This is a genomic window from Thalassotalea castellviae (assembly GCF_031846185.1).
GTDB classification, from domain to species: Bacteria; Pseudomonadota; Gammaproteobacteria; order Enterobacterales; family Alteromonadaceae; genus Thalassotalea_H; species Thalassotalea_H castellviae.
The window spans coordinates 343,455-361,042 of the sequence record NZ_JAVRIF010000002.1 but is presented as its reverse complement, the minus strand read 5'-3'; the positions used below and the strand labels follow the sequence as shown (position 1 = coordinate 361,042).

At 37.3% G+C, this 17,588-nt stretch carries 15 protein-coding genes; 9 read left to right on the top strand and 6 right to left on the bottom strand.

Annotated elements, in window-relative coordinates; translation table 11 throughout:
• Positions 1-574: 574 nt before the first annotated feature.
• Positions 575-1,192: a transglycosylase SLT domain-containing protein gene (locus RM573_RS05335; protein ID WP_311578326.1), complete on the top strand. Its 618-nt coding sequence runs from the start codon at positions 575-577 to the stop codon at positions 1,190-1,192.
• Between the two features lie 735 nt (positions 1,193-1,927).
• Here the strand turns inward: RM573_RS05335 and RM573_RS05330 are convergent.
• From RM573_RS05330 to RM573_RS05320, 3 genes are all read right to left on the bottom strand, one after another.
• Positions 1,928-3,214 carry an HlyC/CorC family transporter gene (locus RM573_RS05330; RefSeq protein ID WP_311578323.1) on the bottom strand — a complete coding sequence of 429 codons (1,287 nt, stop codon included), beginning with the start codon at positions 3,212-3,214 and terminating at the stop codon, positions 1,928-1,930.
• Between the two features lie 79 nt (positions 3,215-3,293).
• Positions 3,294-4,091: a cytochrome C assembly family protein gene (locus tag RM573_RS05325; protein ID WP_311578320.1), complete on the bottom strand. Its 798-nt coding sequence runs from the start codon at positions 4,089-4,091 to the stop codon at positions 3,294-3,296.
• Positions 4,092-4,197: 106 nt separating this feature from the next.
• The gene (locus RM573_RS05320) at positions 4,198-5,286 is read right to left on the bottom strand and encodes an SO_0444 family Cu/Zn efflux transporter (protein WP_311578316.1); all 1,089 of its coding nucleotides are present in this window, start codon (positions 5,284-5,286) and stop codon (positions 4,198-4,200) included.
• A gap of 199 nt (positions 5,287-5,485) precedes the next feature.
• Here RM573_RS05320 and ffh point away from each other — a divergent pair, with 199 nt between their 5' ends.
• The 5 genes from ffh (at position 5,486) to rplS (ending at position 9,140) form a co-directional block, all read left to right on the top strand.
• Complete coding sequence (ffh, locus tag RM573_RS05315) at positions 5,486-6,871, top strand: signal recognition particle protein (RefSeq protein WP_311578312.1); 1,386 nt, start codon at positions 5,486-5,488, stop codon at positions 6,869-6,871.
• A 273-nt stretch (positions 6,872-7,144) separates the two neighbouring features.
• Positions 7,145-7,393: a 30S ribosomal protein S16 gene (gene rpsP, locus RM573_RS05310; protein WP_303449102.1), complete on the top strand. Its 249-nt coding sequence runs from the start codon at positions 7,145-7,147 to the stop codon at positions 7,391-7,393.
• 32 nt (positions 7,394-7,425) lie between these two features.
• On the top strand, positions 7,426-7,956 hold the full coding sequence (rimM, locus tag RM573_RS05305; protein WP_311578923.1) for a ribosome maturation factor RimM: 531 nt from the start codon (positions 7,426-7,428) through the stop codon (positions 7,954-7,956).
• Positions 7,957-7,996: 40 nt separating this feature from the next.
• Positions 7,997-8,749, top strand: coding sequence for a tRNA (guanosine(37)-N1)-methyltransferase TrmD (gene trmD, locus RM573_RS05300; RefSeq protein WP_311578919.1), 753 nt, complete (start codon positions 7,997-7,999; stop codon positions 8,747-8,749).
• Between the two features lie 37 nt (positions 8,750-8,786).
• Positions 8,787-9,140, top strand: coding sequence for a 50S ribosomal protein L19 (gene rplS / locus RM573_RS05295; protein ID WP_311578308.1), 354 nt, complete (start codon positions 8,787-8,789; stop codon positions 9,138-9,140).
• Between the two features lie 94 nt (positions 9,141-9,234).
• On the opposite strand, the gene RM573_RS05290 is transcribed toward rplS, so the two are convergent.
• The 3 genes from RM573_RS05290 to RM573_RS05280 form a co-directional block, all read right to left on the bottom strand.
• Positions 9,235-9,645, bottom strand: coding sequence for a type 2 periplasmic-binding domain-containing protein (locus RM573_RS05290; RefSeq protein ID WP_311578304.1), 411 nt, complete (start codon positions 9,643-9,645; stop codon positions 9,235-9,237).
• A 9-nt stretch (positions 9,646-9,654) separates the two neighbouring features.
• Positions 9,655-10,839: a hypothetical protein gene (locus tag RM573_RS05285; RefSeq protein WP_311578301.1), complete on the bottom strand. Its 1,185-nt coding sequence runs from the start codon at positions 10,837-10,839 to the stop codon at positions 9,655-9,657.
• Positions 10,840-10,922: 83 nt separating this feature from the next.
• On the bottom strand, positions 10,923-12,542 hold the full coding sequence (locus tag RM573_RS05280) for a methyl-accepting chemotaxis protein (protein ID WP_311578297.1): 1,620 nt from the start codon (positions 12,540-12,542) through the stop codon (positions 10,923-10,925).
• 423 nt (positions 12,543-12,965) lie between these two features.
• Here RM573_RS05280 and acs point away from each other — a divergent pair, with 423 nt between their 5' ends.
• From acs to tyrA, 3 genes are all read left to right on the top strand, one after another.
• Positions 12,966-14,909 carry an acetate--CoA ligase gene (gene acs, locus RM573_RS05275; RefSeq protein ID WP_311578294.1) on the top strand — a complete coding sequence of 648 codons (1,944 nt, stop codon included), beginning with the start codon at positions 12,966-12,968 and terminating at the stop codon, positions 14,907-14,909.
• Between the two features lie 389 nt (positions 14,910-15,298).
• Positions 15,299-16,393: a 3-deoxy-7-phosphoheptulonate synthase gene (locus tag RM573_RS05270; protein WP_311578291.1), complete on the top strand. Its 1,095-nt coding sequence runs from the start codon at positions 15,299-15,301 to the stop codon at positions 16,391-16,393.
• Between the two features lie 48 nt (positions 16,394-16,441).
• On the top strand, positions 16,442-17,569 hold the full coding sequence (gene tyrA / locus RM573_RS05265) for a bifunctional chorismate mutase/prephenate dehydrogenase (RefSeq protein WP_432280213.1): 1,128 nt from the start codon (positions 16,442-16,444) through the stop codon (positions 17,567-17,569).
• The last annotated feature ends 19 nt before the right edge of the window (positions 17,570-17,588 follow it).

Here is a 17,588-nt window from a genome sequence, read left to right as displayed (position 1 = left end):
TAGTTCATTATTTATTCAGTTTTTCATTTCTTTTTTAAGCTCGCTTTGCTATCTAACTCTTTTATTTGTATTTTTCTAATAAAAATTTGAGATAAAAAAAACGCGTTAACTTAATAAAGTAACGCGTCTAAAACATGAAACACTAAGGGAAAATAAAAGTCTCGTATAATAAGAGCCGTGTTTTTTTGAAAAGTTCAAATAAATTGTTATTTAAATTAATAGACAAAAAAAGATAAAAAAAACGCGTTAACTTAATAAAGTAACGCGCCTAAAACATGAAACACTAAGGGAAATAAACCTCTCATTAAATAAGAGTATAAGTTTTCAATTAAGTTCAAAATAAATTAAAGAAAAATGATCCCATTCAATTGAATAAAAAAAAGCGCGTCACTTGTTAAAGGAACGCGCTAAAAAAACAATCTAAGGGAAACATAAAATAAATGCTTATTACTAAGAGGAGAGGATTGTCTAAAAGTTCAAAAAATTGAGAGAATTATAATTCTTTGCTGAGTTTTGTTACCTAATTTCAAAATTTCTGGCATGATAACTTTATTGTAAAATATGTATGAATATTATGAACAAACTTTCTTTTTTCGTTGCGCTTTTGAGTGCGTTTCTCTTAAGTAGTTGTGCAACACCTCCTCCTAAGAACCCTGAAAACTTATGTGAAATATTTAATGAACACCGAGATTGGTATTTTGCAGCGAAAGACGCACGCGAGCGCTGGGGCGTGCCTATCCATGTGCCAATGAGCATGATGTATCAAGAAAGTTCTTTTAAAGAAGATGCCTTACCACCACGAGATTTTTTGTTGGGGTTTATCCCGTGGGGAAGAGTAAGTTCCGCTTATGGCTATTCACAAGCGAAGACAATGACTTGGGATGACTATATTAAAGAAACAGGCAATGGTGGCGCTGATCGAGATGATTTTGACGATGCTATCGATTTTATGGGCTGGTTTATTTATAAAACGCAAAAAATTAATAAAGTGTCCAAATGGGATGCTTATAACCAATATCTTAATTATCATGAAGGTTGGGGTGGTTTTAAACGAAAAACCTATAAGAAAAAAGCTTGGTTGGTTAAAGTCGCCCGTAAAGTTGATAATCGAGCGAGACAATATAGCCGTCAGTTGAAAAGTTGTGAGGCTGATTTAAATAAAAGTTGGTTCTGGCGTTTATTCTTCGGTTAACGGCTGACATTAGTCGCCTTGTTCACAGATTTATCCTTTGGATAACTTTCGAACGATATACAAAAAAACAGTCAAATTAGGGCTGTTTTTTTGTTTCAACTAGGTTAGTTAAGGCTGAGATACATGAATCAGCATGTAACCTTTTTTTGAATTTTTTCACTACGAATACTTTCATAATGATTTCTAATTAGACGTAAAAAAGTAGTTTGTAATCAATAGCATTTTTCTTGCCAAAATGTCCAATTTTATAGGAATTTATTGCTAAGCCACGCCCTCTTTGATGTTTAAAAAAATGTAAAAAAAACTTCATTTTTTTAACAAAAATTGTTTGCAAAATCAGAAGTCGTTATTCTATTGGTCTTGCAATTGTTATCCACAGAAATTGTGGAAACATGATTTTTGTATAATTGCCTGTGAATAACTTTGTGAGTAATTTAAGTCCATGTCAGTATTATCCACATTAACGCACGGATAAGAAAAATAGTTAAAACTATCACATCGCTAATTTCATCAATTAAATGCCATTATTCGCAAGTAAAGTTTTAAAACACGGAGCGTGTTTAATGAAACAATCAATTAACAAACTGGTGGGGCGTACAAAAAGATTAAGGAGATTTATTTTAAGGTTTTTCAGAAATAAAAACCTGGCCATAAAAAAACGACTTTAAGTCGATTAAGTCGTTTTCTATATTTTAAGAACGGTTGTCGATAAAAATCTAAGCTAGGCGATATTGCTTAGTCATGATCTCTATGTTGAGATTGATAATAATCAGGCAATATCCTTACCGTTTTGATCATATTATCATTCACGTCAATTATCTCTACCGGATAACCTGCGATTCGCACACTTAGGTTCGCTTCAGGGATATCTTCTAAATATTCCAAAATTAATCCATTGAGTGTTTTTGGCCCATCGGTTGGAAATGCCCAGCCCATTTCTTTATTAATATCTCGAACGGTAGCACTGCCATCGACTAAAAAGCTCCCATCAGGCTGTACATTTACTTCATCGCTCGCGGCCGGTGTCATGGTCGTTGTAAAGTCGCCAACTATTTCTTCTAAGATGTCTTCTAAGGTCACTAAGCCTTGAATGTCACCATATTCATCTACGACTAAGCCTAAACGTTCTTTCGCGTCTTGAAATTTTAATAATTGCACGTTTAATGTTGTGCTTTCAGGAATAAAATACAGTTCACGTACCGCACGAATAATGGTGGTTTTATTAAACTGATTTTTTGACAGTAATTTTAACGCGTCACGCATGTGAATGTAGCCCACTACGTCGTCTATCGTGTCTCGATAAAGTAAAACACGGGTATGAGTAGATTGCGTGAGTTGTTTTTGAATTTTCTTCCAGTCTTCGTTGATATCAATCCCAACGAGTTCACTGCGAGGGATCATAATATCCTCAACGGTTACTTTTTCGAGATCTAAAATACTAACGAGCATGTCTTGGTCGCGATCAGCTAGCAGCGCGCCTGATTCGTTTACTACCGTGCGAAGCTCTTCCGAACTTAAACTATGATGTTCACGTTGTTTATGACTAATCCCTATCAGGGCTAACATGCCGTTTGTGATCCAGTTAACGGCAACCACGAACGGGAATAACACTTTCAACAATAACGACAGAATAATCGAGCTAGGAAAAGCCACTTTTTCTGGATATAAAGCCGCTAATGTTTTTGGGGTTACTTCGGCAAAAATTAAAATGATTAAGGTGAGTGCGATAGTGGCGATTAGTACGCCCATATCACCAAATAATCGTAAACCAATTATTGTCGCAATAGCAGATGCAGCAATATTCACTAGATTATTGCCGATAAGGATCAAACCAATAAGGCGATCAGGTCTGCCAAGCAATTTACTGACTCGCCTAGCACCTTTATGTTTTTGTTTTTCTAAATGACGTAATCGATAACGATTAAGTGACATCATGCCTGTTTCTGAACCAGAAAAATAGGCAGAGATTAATACGAGTATACCAAGGATGGTAAACAGCATATTCGTTGATATGTTATCCAAAAAAGGGATCCTATATGACTAAAAAAATAACTTAATTCAACACAACATTAAGTTAAGGGTAGTTATACCTTAAAAAGTGTTATAAGAGAAACTCTTTAACAAATCGACTGCCAAAATAAGCTAATGTTAATAAGCTAGTAGCAATAACGGTTAAGCTAAGAACACGGTGTCCGCGCCAACCTTGCTTGTAATGTCCCCATAAAATCACCAGATAAAATAATAACGCTAAAAGCGACAATACCGTTTTATGAGCGGTTTCTTTTGTTAGAAAGTTTTCTAAAAAAATAAAGCCCGTTAATTGACTTAATAACAGGCAAGCTGTGCCGATAAATAAAATAATGAAAAGTTGAGTTTCTACTTGCATTAATGGCGGGAGATGACTCACTGCCGCTAAGTTTTTACTTTTGAGTTTCATATTTATATACGCAACTTGAAAAGCAAAGAGCATGGCAATGACTAAAACACAATACGCTATTAAAGCAAGTGTAATATGGCTAAGTACGGTGAAGTCGGCACTAATAACTGGGGCAGCATGGCCTTGTGGCGTAAATAACATAATTAATTGCCACAAACCAGCAAATGCATAAGTAACAGGAATTAATAAATTAACTTTGAAACGTAAGGCTAATGAAGTCACGGTTAAGGTAATAATTAAACTAACTAATGAAACAACATTAGGTAAAGAAAAGTTGATATTATCTTGGTTAAAAAGGTACTCAACGGTATTTAAAGTATGAGCAATTATTGCCAGACAACCTAAAGTTAAAATAGTAACAAGATGGGGACCTTTAGGGTGAAATAAACGAAAGACGACGGCTAAGGTTGCTGATATGTAGCAAATAAACGCCGTTAAAGCACCAAAATGAGAAAACTCCACCAATCACTCCATTTATATGTTTGTTTTACAGGCAATAATATCAAACTTTTACCAAGGAATATTTGATATCACGTAAATTTACTCGATCTTATCAGAAACTCCTAGCTTAGCTAGTCTTTAAGAAAAATTGGCTAGTGCTATGTCTCAAGGGTTTAATGGCAAAAAATGCAATAATTCCAGCACAGGATAAACCAAACCAATAGGGTAGCATTTCATGATTGTGCTGCATCTGTTGACTAATATTTATTGCAAAATAATCGATACCCCAATCAAGCAATAAGCCAAAAGCAATTGCTGAACTAGCAATACCTATTAAATAACGTATTAATACACTCATGCCCATTTCTTTTTTGATGATCCCTAATGTGGAAATATTAGTGGCTGGACCCGCCATCATAAAAACTAACGCAGTGCCTGGTGAAATACCCGCTAATATAAAACCTGCCGCAATTGGTGTTGAAGCCGTGGCACAAATATACATAGGGATAGAAATCGCAATCATCAATAACATGGCAGGTAAACCACTGCCATAGCTCAAGAGAAAAGACGTTGGCACAAAGGTTTTTACTAACGTAGCAAATATAAGCCCAATGAGTAACCAAATGATTAAATCATCAATTAATTGTGTAACTGCATAACGTAAACCGTTGAATGTTTTACTGATAAAAGAAACTTGTTTGGTTTCTGATGAAGTACCACAACAGCTTGGTTTTTCTTGTTTTGTTTTACTTGCACAACATGACGTTGATGTGTCGCTGGATGTTGGTGCTATTTTAGCTGTTGTTACTAATAATCCGGTAAAAATAGCGGATATAATTGCTGAAATTGGTCGGTAAATTGCAAAAATAGGTCCTAATAACGCATAAGAAACGGTGATTGAATCGACACCTGTTTCAGGTGTTGCGACTAAAAAAGAGGCGGTTGCTGGAGACGAAGCGCCACTTCTTTTTAATTCGGTGGCTACGGGGATCACCCCACATGAACAAAGCGGCAAGGGGGCACCGATCAATGCTGCTTTGACTATGGCTAATTTACCTTCACCTAAATGATGACTTAATATATTGGTGGGCGTCCAAGCTTTCATCATACCCGCAATAATTAAGCCTAATAAAAGCCATGGACTCGCCTCGGCACTTAAAAATAGAAAGTTACTTAATAGTTCATTCATTGTTTGCGTTAGATTTGCCAAAGCCATGTTACTCTATATCTATCTTGTCGATAGCTTATCATAGAATTTAAAAAGGGAAGGATAGAGTAAACCATATTTCTACGTGCTTTCACCCTTGAAAATTAAAAATGACAAGCCATATCTTTAAGAATATTTTATACTTATTACAATTATTCACCGCGCAATAAATGCGTTGTTTATTACTTAGCTAACATTCGAGTATTACATGTTTGAAAATCTTTCTGATCGTTTAACCAAAACGCTAAAAAATATCAGTGGTCGTGGCCGACTTACTGAAGACAATATTAAAGATACCCTGCGTGAAGTGCGTATGGCATTACTCGAAGCCGATGTTGCTTTACCTGTTATTCGCGAATTCATTGCTAAAGTAAAAGAAAGTGCTGTTGGCACTGATGTATCTAAAAGCTTAACACCAGGTCAAGTTTTCGTAAAAATTGTTCAAAAAGAACTTGAAGCTGCGATGGGTGAAGTCAACGAAGCACTTGACTTAAAAGCAACACCTCCTGCTGTAGTCTTAATGGCCGGCTTACAAGGTGCGGGTAAAACCACATCAGTGGCAAAGCTGTCTAAATATTTAAAAGAGCGCGAAAAGAAAAAAGTGTTAGTAGTTAGTGCTGACGTTTATCGTCCTGCAGCTATTAAACAACTTGAGACATTAGCAAATGAAATTGAAGTAGGTTTTTTCCCAAGTGATATCAAACAAAAGCCAATTGATATTGCCAAAGCTGCCATTGATCATGCCAAAAAACATTTCTTTGATGTACTAATTGTCGATACAGCCGGTCGTTTACATGTTGATGAAAGCATGATGGATGAAATTAAAGATCTTCATCAAGCTATAAATCCAGTTGAAACCTTATTTACTGTAGATGCCATGACAGGTCAAGATGCGGCAAATACAGCAAAAGCATTTAATGACGCTTTACCACTAACAGGTGTTATTTTAACCAAAACAGATGGTGATGCCCGTGGTGGTGCTGCTCTTTCTATTCGCCATATCACTGGCAAGCCCATTAAATTTATGGGTGTTGGTGAAAAAATTGAAGCATTAGAACCATTTCATCCTGACCGTATTGCTTCTCGAATATTAGGAATGGGCGATGTTTTATCGCTTATTGAAGAAGTTGAGCAAAAAGTTGACCGTAAACAAGCCGAAAAATTAGCCAAGAAAGTTAAATCAGGAAAAGGTTTTAGCTTAGAAGACTTCCGTGACCAGCTTGTACAAATGAAAAATATGGGCGGTATGATGGGCATGATGGATAAGTTGCCTGGCATGGGAGGAATGGCAGATAAAGTGAAAGACCAAATGGATGATAAAGTGACCATTCGTATGGAAGCGATTATTAACTCTATGACACCTGGTGAACGTGAGCGCCCTGATATTATCAAAGGTTCACGCAAGCGAAGAATTGCCGCTGGCTCCGGTACTCAAATTCAGGACGTGAATAAATTATTAAAACAATTTACTCAAATGCAAAAAATGATGAAAAAAATGTCAGGTAAAGGTGGCATGAAAAAAATGATGCGTTCCATGCAAGGCATGATGCCTCCAGGAGGCATGGGCGGTGGCGGCGGTATGTTTGGCCGTTAAGCGAATTTTGTAAAAGTTACGTTTTATAGAGGCAACATACGTTGCCTTTTTTATTGTTTTTTTACCTTGTTCTTTTTTGAACAGCTAACTGTTTTGCTTCGTTCAACTGAGTTTTACAGTAGCAGCAAAAAGAAATTTTCAATTAGCTTGATAGTTTGCGTTAATACTTGCGTTTTTATTAAAAAAGCGTAGAATACGCGAGCTTTTCTGTCACCCCGGTGTCAGGAAATGTCTGGAAAATTCGTTTTAACACTTAAATATATAGAGGACGATATGGTTACCATTCGTTTAGCTCGAGGCGGCGCTAAGAAGCGTCCATTCTATCAGGTTGTTGTTGCAGATAGCCGTAATTCTCGCGATGGTCGTTTCATCGAAAGAATTGGTTTCTTCAACCCGACAGCACAAGGTCAAGCGGAAAAATTACGTTTAGACCTAGACCGTATCAACCATTGGGTTGGTCAGGGTGCAACGGTATCTGATCGTGTGGCCAAGTTAGTAAAAGACGCTCAAGTAGCAGCTTAATAGCTTAGTTATAAAAGGTAGGTTTAGGAGCAATCGTGGCAGAAGTAAAAGAAATTATCCTTGGCAAAATAGGCGCAGTCTATGGCATCAAAGGTTGGTTGAAAATACATTCATTCACTGATGAACCCGAAGCCATACTTGACTATTTTCCTTGGTCGTTAAAATTAGGAAATAAAACACAATCAGTAGAAATTACCGATTGGCGCAGACATAACAACGGACTCATTGTTAAAGTTGGTGGAATTGATGATCGTGATGAAGCGCAAGCTTTTGTCGGCTCAGAAATTTTAACCACTGAAGACGCTTTGCCAGAGTTACCTGAGGGTGACTTTTATTGGCGAGATTTAATGGGAATGGCAGTTGTGACGGCCAATGGTTACGATCTTGGCGAGGTTTCCGATATGTTAGAAACTGGTGCCAACGATGTATTGGTTGTAAAAGCAAACCGAAATGATGGCTTTGGAAAGAAAGAACGATTAATTCCGTATCTTATGGACCAAGTAATTAAATCGGTAAGCATTGAAAATAAACAAATTTGTGTTGACTGGGACCCAGGTTTCTAACTTGAGTGACGGCGTTAAAAATAATCTTAGTGATAAGAAAATGTGGATTGGGGTAATAAGCCTTTTTCCCGAAATGTTTGACGCAATAACTGAGTATGGGGTGACAGGCCGAGCGATCCGAAACGGGTTAATTGAATTTCATAAATGGAATCCAAGAGACTTTACTCATGATCGACATCGTACCGTTGATGACCGTCCTTATGGCGGAGGTCCGGGCATGTTGATGATGGTTCAACCGTTACGAGATGCCATTCATGCTGCACGAGACGCAGCAGAAGGGAAAGCTAAGGTCATTTATTTATCACCTCAGGGACGTAAATTGGACCAAGCTGGTGTACGCGAATTAGCACAGCATGACCGACTGATATTTATAGCAGGACGTTATGAGGGCATAGACGAAAGACTAATTGAGTCGGATATCGACGAAGAGTGGTCTGTCGGAGATTATGTTTTAAGCGGAGGGGAACTTCCTGCGATGAATGTAATTGATGCCGTAGCACGCTTTGTACCGGGTGTATTAGGACATAATCAATCTGCTGAGCAAGATTCTTTCTCAGATGGTTTGTTAGATTGTCCCCATTACACAAGGCCCGAAGTTTTTGATGATGGAACCGAAGAGGGGAAGTCAGTACCAAAAGTGCTACTTAGTGGTAATCACGAACATATAAAGCAATGGCGACAATATAAGTCATTAGAAAGAACATGGACTAGAAGGCCAGAACTTTTAACTGACCTAGCTCTGACAGCAGAACAAGTTAACATGCTTGAAACTATTAAAAATAGTAATAAGTAATATTGTTGATGACTGTGAACTCTAGGAAGAAGGTATTATGAGTAAAATTATTGATATGCTCGAACAAGAGCAAATGAAAACAGACTTACCAGAATTCGCACCAGGCGATACGGTAGTTGTACAAGTAAAAGTTACAGAAGGTGATAAAACACGTCTTCAAGCATATGAAGGTGTAATCATCGCTGTTAAAAACCGCGGCATCAATTCTGCATTCACGGTTCGTAAAATTTCGAGCGGTGTTGGTGTAGAACGTGTATTCCAGACACATAGCCCAATCGTTGACTCAATTGAAGTCAAACGCCGCGGTGATGTTCGTCAAGCTAAACTTTACTATCTTCGTGAACGTTCAGGTCGCTCTGCACGTATCAAAGAGAAATTGGCAAAAAGATAATCTCTTTTTATCAAAAGTAGCTTAATAAAAATGCCTGAATAATTCGTTATTCAGGCATTTTTGATTATAAAATTAATTAAGTATTAACAAATCTTTAAAACTTAGCTGCAACCTTTACCGAGTCGTTAACCGCACCATCACTTACGTAGCCGATAAAGCTAGGGTTTTGGCTTATTAACTTGATAACTTCTGCTTCATTATCAACTGATTTCGGCGCTTGACCCTTGCCTGTGAAAATCAATTTTGACCAATAAGCTTTTAATTGACTTTCAGATTTACCAATAACGCTGTCTAAAAATTGATTTCTCGCATCTCCATTTGTTAAGTCGATAGGAATAACTTCGTTACCGTCAGGAAACTTTTTACTTTTTCCTAAAAATATTTTTTTAAATGCTTTTTTATTTAAAGTATTAGAGTTACTGGGATGCACGATTACTGTTACTGCCTGTACATTCAAAGCGATTAAGCTTAATGCTAAAATTAATATTGAATTAACATATTTCATCACTTTCTCCTAAAAGACTAAGTCAACGCCAATTGACATTATTTGATAATCACCAATATTGGTTAACTGGTGCTCGCCAGTAAAGTAATCAACTTTTAATGCTGCGCTTGGATGAAAGTCATACCTTAATGAAAGACCATAACCGTCAAACTCACTTTCTGATATAGCTTGTTGTAGCCCTTTACCTGTCGCTTGCAAAACAGGGTGATTAACTCCATTTAGAAAACCATAATCTGCTGGTTGTTCTGATTCTTCGGCGTGTATCGTTATTACATAACTATCGAATCGACGACCTAATGCCAAATACCAGTTTTTGTTTGCTGCATCTACTGAATCTTTCACACCGTAATTTGTGTATTCAAAGTCGAGTAGCCAGTCATCATAATCAAGGCCAAAGCCGGTAAACCAATAAAGACCATCCTTTTTATTCCAGATAACAGCATCAGTAAATTTAGTGACATCACTTTGAGTTGCGCCTAAACTTAATGCTGCTTGAATGCCAGGCTGAATAGCAGGTATATAAAAATTGGCGTCTACTGACTCTGCTTTCATTTCTGTTGTAAATGCCCCAGTAAATACTTTCCACCAGTCGCCTGACAATGTAACATTTACTGATAAAATATCTTTGATCCCTAATTCTGTGGTGCCAATACCGCCTAAACTGATATCTCCATTCCAACTACCATAGAGTAACTTAGTATCTAATGTGTAATCCCCGTCGGCTAACTCAAACTGGCTATTTAAGGCAATGCCTTCAACCGTAGAAAACGGAAATTCTTCATAAACAGCCTTCGGTAAACGAGAAAAGTTATGGGCATAACCTACTTTTTGATATTCTGATTGGTGAAATGTTGGGTTTGCTAATTTACCCACACTAATAGAATGATTATCTGCCAATTGATAATTGATATAAGCCCATCTTGCTTCAACATCAAAATCATTCAGCCCATCAGCGTAAAATTGAATAGTCGCTGTTAAACCTTCACTTAAATCAGCAGAAGCCTGTAAGGCAAATAAAGATTCATCTTTAAATGAAATTTCACCATCTTGAAAGTTACCAAAAGGGACACTTCCTCCATCTGAGTTAATTTGACTGGCCCGTATTGAAGCAAAGCCATTAAAGGTAATATCCGCAAAGCTTTGCGGCATATAGAGAAGTGACAACCCTACGGTGCATAATTGCAGTTTTTTCATATACTAAGCTCCCTGAGTGTTAGTATTATTAATAATGTGTCATTTTCAGATAGTGCTTCAGTTTTATTATTTATTAAAATGATCTAAACCTTAAAACCTTTAGCGATAATGCCTAAATCACTTGCTAAGCAAGCTAATTTCCCACTTACGCCGGCTAACTCTTCAGAGGCCGTATGCGTTTGTTGGGTGCTGTGGCTAATTTCATCAACATGAGAAACGATTTGTGCCGCGGACTCCGATTGTGCTTCTGTTGAATTGGCAATATCTTCGGTCATGGCGTTAATTTGTGCGACAGAGGTGGTAATTTCATCTAAAGACTTGCCTGCTTCACTGACTTGTTCAACGCTATCATCGGCTAACTGTTTACCACTACTCATAGCGTTAACGGCTTCTTTAGCTGCAGCTTGAAGTTTCTCTATGGTGGTTTGAATCTCAATGGTTGACTCTTGAGTACGCGAAGCAAGAGTTCTCACCTCATCAGCAACTACGGCAAAGCCTCTACCTTGCTCTCCCGCTCGAGCGGCCTCTATTGCCGCATTTAATGCTAAAAGGTTTGTTTGATCTGCAATTGAACGGATAACATCTAACACTGCGCCTACTTGATTCGCATCACTGTCAAGTTGGTCAATAACGTCAGATGATCTTTCAACAGTTTGTGCGAGTTGATGGATAGTATTAACGGTAATTGAGACAACTTCTGCTCCTTCGGTAGATACTTTCGAGGTTTGAGTTGCTGCCACTGCGGCTTGAGCTGCATTGTCTGCCACACTACGAACACTAATGTTTAAGCTTTCAACAGCATCCTTGGTGTTTTGAGTGCCTTTTTGTTGTTCCATGGTTATTTTATTAGTTTCTTCAGCAGTAGAGCTGACCGTAGATGCCATATCTGATAATGGTAGCGCTATTTCAACAACTTGCTTGATGGTAAGTTGAAGCTTTTCTATAAATCGATTGAAACATTGAACAAGCTCACCAACTTCATCATTCGTTTTGGTCTCAAGTCTTGCCGTCAAATCACCTTCGCCATCGGCTAAATCACTTAAAGAGGCAATAACATTAGAAAGTGATGACTTGATACCTAAAATAATAGGGACTGCGGTACCAAATAATAGTGCTATGGTAATAAAGCCCATAATAAAACCTGTGGTCACCAAGCTTTCGGCAGAATCATTCGCTTCTTTTATACTATTTTCAAATGCAGAAACATTCTTTATATTGAAATTTTCGACAGTGCTTGTGACTTTCTCATAAGCTTGATTCATCGACTTCCCCATTTCTGGAAGCTTTGAAAAGTCTATCGTTTCATTAATCATGCCCAATGAGAGGGCTTTAGCTTGTGCAAAATAATCATCAAACTGCTGTTGCATTTGCCGTTTATCTGATGAAAATTTAGCATGACTTTTACCTATATCATTTATCCGTGCGGAAATTTGCTTAGATAATTCGTCCGCTACTTCAATTGTTTCTTCTTCTCCTGTGGTGACCGCACTATTAAGCATCTCAGATATACGCACAATAGATACTGATACTTCTTTTGAATATTGCACAACAGGAAATTGTACATCTCTAGCTTCAGAAAGCAGTTGAACATTGTTTTTGGCTGTAATTGTCGAAAGTGATAAATAAAAAATAAAGCTGATTGTTCCAATTATAGGGATCAAGTATATTTTTTTTGATATAGATAATTGATTGAGAATATTCATAAATTACTTTTTAATCTCATTGTTTGGACATCTATTATCAAATGTAGGACAAAATGTTTAAATATGTAAAAGAATTAGCAGGCATTTTTCAAACTTCCCCTAATTTAATTGCCTATAAATGAATGAAGTTATTTTATTATGTATTTTTATCAATGTAATAAGGGTATTTTAAGGATTGTGGTATTCATGATTTGTATGACAGCGTTGTCATCGTGTTGTTAAAGTGCTAATGTTTGAAAAATTTAATATATATTGTGCTTTTATTCGACTTTAGTTGAGTAGGCGAACGAATTTAGTTGCTATATGATAATAGCCATCTAAAAAATAATTTTAAGCTTTATTTGCTCTCCCTTTACTATTCATTAGGTTTAGCAAATAAAAAGCAACGTACAGATCTTATAAATAAGAATTGAAGGACATAACATGCAAGAATTAAAAAGCCTTTATCCGATTTTAGAGCAAGCCAAAGCTCATACTCACATTGATACTGCAACCTATGATGCAATGTACAAACAATCAATTGAACAACCGGATGTGTTTTGGGCTGAACAGGCTGAAAAGTTTCTTGATTGGTATCAACCTTGGGACAGCGTTTCAAAAGTTGATTTAAAAACCGCTGATATTAATTGGTTTTCAGGTGGTAAGCTTAATGTTAGTTATAACTGTATTGATCGTCATCTAGCTACAAAAGCAAACGATACCGCCATTATTTGGGAAGGAGATGACCCGAGTGAAGATCAAAAAATAACCTATCAAGAATTACATGATCATGTTTGTCGTTTTGCAAATTTATTAAAAGAACGCGGTGTTAAAAAAGGGGATCGTGTTTGCATTTATATGCCTATGATCCCAGAAGTAGGTTACGCCATGTTAGCCTGTGCACGAATAGGTGCCGTTCATTCTGTGGTATTTGGTGGTTTTTCTACAGAAGCCATTCGTTCAAGAATTATTGATGCCGATTGTAAAGTTGTCATTACCTCAGATGAAAGTCTTAGAGGCGGTCGTGTCATTCCATTAAAAACAAATGTAGATGAAGCGGTTGCTGAATGTCCGAATGTTAATACCGTTATCGTTGTAGAACGCACTGGTGGTGATGTCGCATGGAATGACCAAATAGATGTTAAATACCAAACGGCGGTAGCCAACCAATCACCAGTGTGTGAGCCTGAAGTGATGGACGCTGAAGATCCATTGTTTATCTTATACACATCAGGTTCAACAGGTACGCCAAAAGGTGTTCTTCATACTTGTGGTGGTTATTCACTTTATGCGGCGATGACTCACAAATATGTTTTTGACTATAAGGACGGAGAAATATATTGGTGTACTGCAGATGCTGGTTGGATCACAGGTCATTCTTATATCTTTTATGGTCCATTAGCCAATGGTGCTACGACTTTAGTTTTTGAAGGCGTACCAACTTATCCAGATGCAGGGCGTTTTTGGCAAGTGTGTGAAAAGCACAAGGTCAATGTGTTTTATACCGCGCCAACTGCCATTCGTGCTTTGATGAGTGTTGGTGATCAGTTAGTTAATCAATCTGACTTATCATCTTTACGTATTCTAGGTACCGTTGGTGAGCCAATCAATCCTGAAGCTTGGCACTGGTACTATGAAGTTGTTGGTAAGTCTAATTGTCCAATTGTAGATACGTGGTGGCAAACAGAAACTGGTGGCATTTTAATTACTTCTTTACCAGGTGCTGTGGATATGAAACCAGGTGCAGCAGGTAAACCTTTCTTTGGTGTAAAACCCGCTTTGTTTGATAAAGACGGTAACACCCTAGCAGGAGAGAACCAAGGATTGTTAGTTATGACGGGCAGTTGGCCAGGGCAGTTGCGAAGTGTTTATGGCGATCATGATCGTTTTTATCAAACCTATTTAAGTCAATATCCAGGTAATTATTTTACTGGTGACGGTGCGAAACGTGACGAAGATGGTTTCTATTGGATCACTGGTCGTGTTGACGATGTACTTAATGTTTCTGGTCATCGCTTAGGAACGGCTGAAATTGAAAGTGCATTAGTACTTCACCCCGCTGTTGCAGAAGCGGCAGTTGTAGGTTATCCGCATGAAATTAAAGGACAAGGAGTTTATGCGTACGTTACGTTAATGGGGAATGCGGCTGAGTCGGATGAATTGTTAGCAGAACTTACTGAGTTTGTTGCTAAAGAATTAGGCCGTTTTGCAAAACCAGATTACATTCAATACGCGCCAGGGTTACCTAAAACTCGTTCAGGTAAGATTATGCGCCGAATCTTGCGTAAAATTGCCGAAAATGAAATTGATACTTTAGGTGATACCTCAACGTTGGCAGATCCTGCTGTGGTCGATAACCTTATTGCAAATCGAATTGTACATAGTTAATGGATTAATTTTTATTCATGTTAAAAGCGCTATTTTTAGCGCTTTTTTTATATCTAAACATCAATGTTCACTGATGTATTTCAGCTACTCGTGTAATTAATGCCCAATCAGCCATTATGGTAAAAATGAAATTACTTGTTTTTCAATGGAATTATTTTCAGACAACAATATTTATATCTGAATGTGAAAAAAACTTTGCCTTCACTAAAATTCGTGTGTAAGATATTCATTACAAATCGAGTAAAGTTAAGTTTACAAAATTAAAGTTTAGAAAATGTTTAATCATAAATCACAATATTATTATTACCTCCCTTTCTTTTGCTAAGCGTAAGCTTTAGCACTTTTTACTCTATATTTATAAAATCATCGCTGTAACAACTGGAAAAATTATGTCTAACACCACAACACCTAATACTCAAAAGAGTACATTAAACGATATTCATATTAATGCTGAAGAAGTATTAATTACTCCTCACGCTTTACGTGCCGAATTACCGATGTCTGTAGCAGCGCGTGAGTTTGTTAAACAAGCTCGGCAAGATATTTCTAATATTATCCATAAAAAAGATCATCGATTGTTAGTGATCAGTGGACCATGTTCTGTCCATGATGTTGAATCAGCGAAAGAATATGCGAGAAAACTGAAAACACTACAAGAACAGTATCAGGATAATTTTTATGTGGTGATGCGTGTTTATTTTGAAAAACCTCGTACAACTGTCGGTTGGAAAGGTATGATAAATGACCCGCATATGGATGGCTCTTTTGATGTTGAAGGTGGATTACGTAAGGCGAGAGAATTACTCATTTATCTTACTGAACTTGGTTTACCGCTGGCAACAGAAGCACTTGACCCGATTAGTCCGCAATACTTAGCTGAATTATTTAGTTGGTCAGCGATAGGAGCAAGAACTACAGAGTCGCAAACTCATCGCGAAATGGCATCTGGATTATCCATGCCTATAGGCTTTAAAAATGGTACCAATGGTAGTTTAGATGTTGCGATTAATGCATTGCAGTCTGCGGCGTCATCACACCGTTTCATGGGAATCAATCGTCAAGGACAAGTTGCTTTGATCAAAACATCAGGTAATCCTGATGGTCATGTGATATTACGTGGCGGTAAAAAACCTAATTATGATGCAGAAAATGTCGCAATTTGTGAACAAGATCTGGCTAAACATAATTTAGAGTTAGGTATAGTGATTGACTGCTCTCATGGTAATTCTAATAAAGATTATCAACGTCAGCCTTTGGTTGCACACGATGTTTTTAAGCAAATTACTCAAGGCAATAAATCTATTATTGGTATAATGTTAGAGAGTCATATAAATGCAGGTAATCAAAGTGCTGATTTACCACAAGAACAGTTAAAATATGGTGTTTCAGTCACCGATGCTTGTATTGACTTTGCAACAACAGAACAGCTTTTTGTCGATGGCGAAGTGATATTACGTGACGTGTTAAAAAATAGAATTGCTTAATTATTTATAGATTAAATAGTGCAGCATCAGCAAAGATAGATGGAATCAATGAACATCGAACTTCAATTAAAAGCGCTAAGAGACGACATCGACATTATTGATAGTCAACTTGTCGAGTTATTGGCGCAACGTCGAGCAGTTACCAGCAAAGTTGGTGAGTTAAAAAGCCAAGTAGGTATGCCAATTTATGCGCCTGAACGAGAAGATCAGTTAATCAAGTTGCGTCGAGAGCAAGCTGCTAAGGCAGGTATTTCTCCTGAGTTGATTGAAGATGTGTTACGTCGTGTAATGCGAGACTCTTATATTAGCCAAGATGCGAGTGGTTATCGATGCGTTAATCCTGAGTGTAAAAAAGTTGTTGTGGTGGGAGGAAAAGGTCAACTAGGAAAAGTATTTGTTGATTTGTTTTATCGTTCTAATTATCGCGTTGTTACCTTAGAACAAGAAGATTGGGTTAATAGTGAACAGATATTGACTGATAGCAGTGTCGTTATTGTTGCGGTCCCCATTCGTTTAACAACCGAGATCATTCAACAACTCAATCACTTACCAAGTGATTGTATTTTAGCGGATGTAACGAGCGTTAAAGAGCAACCCTTGGCCGAAATGTTGAAAATACATTCAGGCCCTGTCATTGGATTACATCCGATGTTTGGTCCTGATGTCTCTGGCTTGATAAAACAAACGATCATTGCGTGTCAAGGTAGAGCGCCTGAACGTTATCAATGGTTACTTGATCAGTTTCAAGTTTGGGGAGCAAAAATTTATCAGGTTGATGCCAAAGCACACGATCAGGCAATGGCGATGGTGCAAGTGATGAGGCATTTTTCAACCATTGCTTACGGCTATCATTTGATGACTGAAGGAGCAGATATTTCACAATTAGTTGAGATGAGTTCTCCTATCTATCGCTTAGAATTAGTCATGGTTGGTCGGTTATTTGCTCAAGATCCTATTCTTTACACAGACATCATTTTTTCAAACCGAGAAAACATTGCCATGATGAAGCGTTTTGCTCATCGGTTTCTTGAGTTATTAGCTGATATAGAACAAGGAGATAAAAAGTCTTTCGTTGCTATGTTTAATGAAGTGTCAAACTGGTTTGGTGATTATGCGGATATTTTTTTACAAGAAAGTAAAGCTATGTTATTAAAAGCTAACGAATTAAAAAAATAAACCCGATAAAATTTTTACT